Raw genomic sequence first — 5,623 nt, forward strand, 5'->3', positions numbered from 1 at the left:
GGACGCGCCCGCGCCGCCGACACCGCCGGCCCCGCCGTTGCCGAACAGCCCCGCCGATCCGCCGGCGCCACCCGCCTGCCCAGCAGCCCCGGGTGCGCCGCTGCCGCCGTTGCCCCACAGCAGCCCGCCGTTGCCGCCGCGCCCACCGGGTGTCGTCGCGTTAGCGCCGTCACCGATCAGATTGCGCCCCATCAGCAACTGCGTCGGTGTGTTGATCACGTTGAGCAGCTGTTGTTGCAGCGTGTTGGCGGCCTCAGCCGAGGCATAGGAGTTCGCGCCGGCGTTCAGGGTGCGCAGGAACTGGTCATGGAATGCTGCGGCCTGGGCGTTGAGCGCCTGGAATTGCTGACCGTGTGCGCTGAACAGGGCGGCGATACCCGCAGACACCTCGTCGCCGGCCGCGGCCAGCAACTGGGTCGTGGACGTCGACGCCGTCTCGGCGGCCACCGCGACCGCTGAGCCGATCCCGGCGAGTTCTGTGGCCGTGGCCGCCATGATCTGCGGGGAGGCGAACACAAAGGACATCGAAGGCTCCTTCCCGCCGCCGCCCCTTCTGAGCAGGGGCAGTTGCGTGTCGACCTGGCGGACCCACTGTTACGCGCCATCCATGTGTGAACGTTGGCCAGTTGTTGAACAGCCTGGTCAGCACCACTATTTGGCAAGCCAACAACGCGTGTGCCGGCCGGCGCGGCCAGCGTGGCCATCGTCGCCGTCGCGGCTAGAGTCGCGACCATGACCAAACGCGCGGCCCTGGCCGCAGCCGCGGGGATATTGCTGGCGCTGGTCGGATGTGGACCCGCCCAACCGCTGTCGAGTCCGCCGTCGGCGTTGTCGAAGGCACCGCCCAATGAGGTATCCGGTCTGGACATTCCACCGGGCCGCATCGAAAAGGCGATTCTCAAGATCGACGGCTTAGTCGCCGACCTGATGAAGAGCTCCGGCATTCCCGGTATGGCGGTGGCCGTAGTCCACGAAGGAAAAACCTTGTACGCCAAGGGTTTCGGCGTTCGTGATGCAAGCAAGGGGGACGGGGCGGACAACAAGGTGGACGCCGACACCGTGTTCCAGCTGGCGTCGATATCGAAATCGGTGGGTGCGACGGTGGTGGCCCATCAGGTCAGCACCAACGCCGTCGCCTGGGATACCCCGGTGACAGCGCAGCTGCCGTGGTTTTCGCTCAGCGATCCCTACGTCACCAGCCATGTCACCATCGCCGACCTGTACTCGCATCGCTCCGGACTGCCCGATCACGCCGGTGATGCCTTGGAAGACCTGGGTTACGACCGTCAGCAGGTGCTCGAGCGGCTCAAGTTCCTGCCCCTGGCGCCCTTTCGAATCAGCTACGCCTACACCAACTTTGGCCTCACCGCAGCCGCCGAGGCCGTCGCGGCCGCAGCCGGTAAGCCATGGGAGGACCTGTCCGACGAGGTGCTATACCGGCCCCTGGGGATGACGTCGACCAGCTCGCGCTTCGCCGATTATCTGGCCCGGCCCAACCACGCGGTCACCCACATCAAGGTGGGCGATAAATGGGAGCCGCGCTTCCAGCGCGACGCCGATGCCCAAACGCCCGCGGGCGGGGTGAGTTCGTCGCTCAACGACATGACGCACTGGCTGACCATGGTGCTGGCCAACGGCGCCTACAACGGCCAGCAGATCACGTCACCGCAAGCCCTGCTGCCGGCCTACACCCCTCAGGTCGTGTCGAGCCCGGCGGCAAACCCGAAAGCGCGGGCCGGGTTCTACGGCCATGGCTTCAATGTGTCGGTGACGTCGTCGGGGCGTACCCAGTACAGCCACTCCGGCGGTTTCGGGCTGGGGGCCGCGACCAACTTCGTGGTGCTGCCGTCAGAAGACATCGCCATCATTGCCTTGACCAACGCCGCGCCCTACGGAATCCCGGAGGCGCTGACGGCGGAATTCATGGATCTGGTGCAGTACGGCCAGGTGCGCGAGGACTGGCCGACTCTGTACAAACAACAGCTCGCCGCGTTCAACAACCCGGACGGGTCGCTGGTCGGCAAACAGCCTCCGGTCAGCCCCGCGCCGGCCCGGCCGCTCAGCGACTACGTCGGCGTCTACGCCAACGACTTCTGGGGCCCGGCCACCGTGACCGATCACAACGGCCAACTCCAGCTCGCGCTGGGGCCCAAGCAGACGTTCGATCTGACCCACTGGGACGGCGACACGTTCACCTTCGCACTTTCGACCGAAAACGCCCTGCCGGGATCGATATCGATGGCCAGCTTCGCCGGAAACACGCTGAACCTCGAGTACTACGACTCCGACAAGCTGGGAACGTTCACGCGATGAATGCCGCCGTCGGCCTGACCGATGCCGAAGTCGCGCAACGGGTAGCCGACGGCAGAACCAACGACATCCCGCAGCGGGCCACCCGCAGCGTCACGCAGATCGTCTGGGCCAACGTTTTCACCCGGATCAACGCGATCCTGGGTGTGCTGTTAATCCTCGTGCTGGCAACAGGTTCGGTGATCAACGGGCTGTTCGGCCTGCTCATCATCGCCAACAGCGTCATCGGCATGGTCCAGGAGATCCGGGCCAAGCAGACCCTGGACAAATTGGCGATCGTCGGGCAAGCAAAACCCTTGGTGCGCAGGGAATCCGGGACTCGCGTCCGCGCGCCGGAGGAAGTGGTGCTCGACGACATCATCGAACTCGGTCCCGGTGACCAGATCGTGGTGGACGGCGAAGTGGTCGACGAGGACAACCTGGAAATCGACGAATCGCTGTTGACCGGCGAGGCCGATCCGATCGCCAAAGATGCCGGCGACCCGGTGATGTCGGGAAGTTTCGTCGTCGCCGGCACCGGCGCCTATCGCGCCACCAGCGTGGGGCACGAAGCCTACGCCGCAAAGCTGGCTGCCGAAGCCAGCAAGTTCACCTTGGTGAAATCCGAACTGCGCAACGGGATTAACCGGATACTGCAATTCATCACCTACCTGCTGGTGCCGGCCGGGCTGTTGACCATCTACACCCAGCTGTTCACCACGGAGGCGGGATGGCGCGAGTCGCTGTTGCGGACGGTGGGTGCCCTGGTGCCGATGGTCCCCGAAGGCCTGGTGTTGATGACGTCGATAGCGTTCGCCGTCGGCGTCGTCAGGTTGGGCCAACGCCGTTGCCTGGTACAGGAATTGCCGGCCATCGAGGGGTTGGCCCGAGTCGACGTCGTCTGTGCGGACAAGACCGGCACCTTGACCGAGAGCGGCATGCGGGTCTCCAACGTGGTGCAACTCGAAGCCGGTATTCGCCTCGATGACGTGCTGGCCGCCTTGGCGGCCGCCGATGCCCGGCCCAACGCCAGCATGCAGGCCATCGCCGAGGCCTATCAACAGCCGCCCGGCTGGACCGCCACTGCCACAGCGCCGTTCAAGTCGGCGACCAAATGGAGTGGGGTGTCCTATGGCGACCGTGGCAACTGGGTGATCGGAGCCCCCGACGTGCTGCTCGACGCCGCTTCGCCGGCGGCCGAACAGGCCGAACAGCTGGGGGCCCAAGGACTGCGGGTGCTGCTGCTGGGAGCCGGCGACGTCGCGGTCGACGATCCGGAGGCGCCGGGCCGGATCACCCCGGTCGCTCTGGTGGTACTGGAGCAAAAGGTAAGGCCGGATGCCGCCGAGACCATGGATTACTTTGCCGCGCAGAATGTTTCGGTCAAAGTGATCTCCGGCGACAATGCCGTTTCGGTAGCTGCGGTCGCCGACAAGCTGGGCCTGCACGGCGCGACTATGGATGCGCGGCAACTGCCCACCGGCACAGCCGAACTGGCCGATGCGCTGGATTCCTGCACCACGTTTGGCCGGGTGCGGCCCGATCAGAAGCGGGCCATCGTTCACGCCCTGCAATCACACGGGCACACCGTCGCGATGACCGGCGACGGCGTCAACGACGTATTGGCCCTCAAGGATGCGGACATCGGCGTCGCGATGGGCGCGGGCAGCCCCGCGTCGCGCGCGGTGGCCCAGATCGTGTTGTTGGACAACAGGTTTGCCACGCTGCCCTACGTGGTGGGGGAGGGCCGCCGGGTGATCGGCAACATCGAGCGCGTCGCTAACCTCTTCCTGACCAAGACGGTGTACTCGGTGCTGCTGGCGGTGCTGGTGGGCATTCAGTGTTTGCTTGCCAAACCGATGGGGCACGATCCGTTGCTCTACCCGTTTCAGCCGATCCACGTCACCATCGCGGCCTGGTTCACCATCGGAATCCCGTCGTTCATCCTGTCCTTGGCGCCCAACAACGAACGCGCCTATCCCGGCTTCGTCCGGCGGGTCCTGACGTCGGCGCTGCCGTGCGGACTGGTGGTCGGCGTCGCGACGTTCGCCTCCTACTTGGTCGCATACCAGGGCCGCAACGCCTCCTGGCACGACCAGGACCAAGCCTCGACCGCGGCGCTGATCACGCTGCTGGTGACCGCGCTCTGGGTGCTCGCGGTGGTCGCCCGGCCTTACCAATGGTGGCGGGTGGGCCTCGTAGTTGCCTCCGGGCTTGCCTATGTGGCGATCTTCAGCCTGCCGCTGGCTCGGGAGAAATTCATGCTGGACCCGTCGAATCTGGTCACGACCTCGATCGCGCTGGGCATCGGGGCGCTGGGTGCGGCGGTGATCGAGGCGGTGTGGTGGATCCGGGCCAGGGTGTTGGGTGTGCGACCGCGGTTGTGGCGATAACAGCCGATAGTGGCGGTAACTAATTGATTGCTCGCTTTAAAAATGCGTGCGCTTCGTAAGTAGAACTGACCGCTGTATAGAAACTTTACATTGAGAATGATTTGAATTTTCAGTGTGACCACTGGTCATACTTTTTGATAAAGTGCCCAAGTTCCTACCGCGACCACCGTATGCTGTTGCGTTATCAGCCGGTGAATCCCGGCGGCCGTCGGGTTGTCGTGGGCTGTGATCGGCAGGCGGCTACCTGCGACTAGGCCGCCTGAGAGAGGCTGCCGCGATGAATTTTTCGGTGTCGCCGCCGGAGATAAATTCGGCCCGCATATTCAGCGGCGCCGGCACCGGCCCGATGCTGGCGGCCGCGGCCGCTTGGGAGGATTTGGCCGGCGAATTGGGGTCGGCGGCGTCGGCATTTTCGGCACTGACTTCAGCGGTGACGAGTTCGTCGTGGCAAGGCGCGGCGTCGACCGCGATGGCTGAGGTTGCCGGAGCCTATTTGGGCTGGCTGACCTCCACAGGTGTGCAGGCCGCCGATGCGGCCGGTCAGGCCCGGCTTACCGCCGCCGCCTTCGAGGCGGCTCTGGCCGCGACGGTCCACCCGGCGGCGGTGCTCACCAACCGCGGTCAGTTGCTATCGCTGGTGACCTCTAACCTGCTGGGCTTCAACGCCCCGGCGATCGCTGCCGTGGAGGCCGAGTACGAGCGAATGTGGGCACAAGACGTGGCCGCGATGTTCGGCTATCACGCCGGGGCATCTGCGGTCGCGTCCGCGCTGACTCCGTTCATCCGGCTCGCACAGAACCCGGCCGCCGCATTCGACGCGGTGGGCCGCAACGGCATTTTCAATGTGGGTTTCGCGAATGTTGGAGTGGGCAACTTCGGCTTCGCCGGAGTGGGCATGGACAATGTGGGGTTGGGGAATGTGGGGAGTTGGAATGTGGGGT

4 protein-coding genes are annotated in these 5,623 nt (G+C 65.4%); 3 read left to right on the forward strand and 1 reads right to left on the reverse strand.

What is annotated here, in order from left to right; all coding sequences use genetic code 11:
• Positions 1 to 525 (reverse strand): PE family protein (locus BST12_RS28275; RefSeq protein WP_139802013.1); only part of this gene is annotated, 525 nt, incomplete at its 3' end.
• 207 nt (positions 526 to 732) lie between these two features.
• Here BST12_RS28275 and BST12_RS28280 point away from each other — a divergent pair.
• From BST12_RS28280 to BST12_RS28290, 3 genes are all read left to right on the forward strand, one after another.
• Positions 733 to 2,313, forward strand: a complete 1,581-nt coding sequence (locus BST12_RS28280; RefSeq protein WP_083116476.1) for a serine hydrolase — start codon at positions 733 to 735, stop codon at positions 2,311 to 2,313.
• On the forward strand, positions 2,310 to 4,682 hold the full coding sequence (locus tag BST12_RS28285; protein ID WP_083116474.1) for a cation-translocating P-type ATPase: 2,373 nt from the start codon (positions 2,310 to 2,312) through the stop codon (positions 4,680 to 4,682). The genes BST12_RS28280 and BST12_RS28285 overlap by 4 nt, the downstream gene beginning before the upstream one ends.
• A 277-nt stretch (positions 4,683 to 4,959) precedes the next feature.
• Positions 4,960 to 5,623: PPE family protein (locus BST12_RS28290; RefSeq protein WP_083116475.1), on the forward strand; the 664-nt coding region annotated here is incomplete at its 3' end.

The organism is Mycobacterium angelicum (assembly GCF_002086155.1).
Classification (GTDB): domain Bacteria; phylum Actinomycetota; class Actinomycetes; order Mycobacteriales; family Mycobacteriaceae; genus Mycobacterium; species Mycobacterium angelicum.